1 protein-coding gene is annotated in these 255 nt (G+C 38.4%); it reads right to left on the reverse strand.

Features of this window, described 5'->3' with window-relative positions; translation table 11 throughout:
* Positions 1-255, reverse strand: a 255-nt coding sequence (locus tag M3183_RS26925; protein ID WP_251475120.1) for an IS3 family transposase, incomplete at both ends; no start/stop codon positions are given.

The raw sequence follows: 255 nt of genomic DNA on the forward strand, positions 1-255 counted from the left end.
CTTTCATCATTCTCCGGTACGGATTTGCCTTCCTGATAGGGCAGACAATATCAAATTTTCTCATGATTCTACGGATCTTCTTCAAGTTGAAGATACACTGAAATTGACCCGCCAATGTCATTTTAATTTGGCGTGCCCCTTTCTTTTTTCCTTTAAAGTGAAAGGCCTTTAGAATCATTTCTTTAGCCTCTTCATCCTTCTTATCTTGCCGTTTCCTTTGTTCTACTGATTTAGCGGAGAAGTAATTATAGTACC

The sequence above is a fragment of the Neobacillus mesonae genome (assembly GCF_023715155.1).
GTDB classification, from domain to species: domain Bacteria; phylum Bacillota; class Bacilli; order Bacillales; family Cytobacillaceae; genus Neobacillus; species Neobacillus mesonae_A.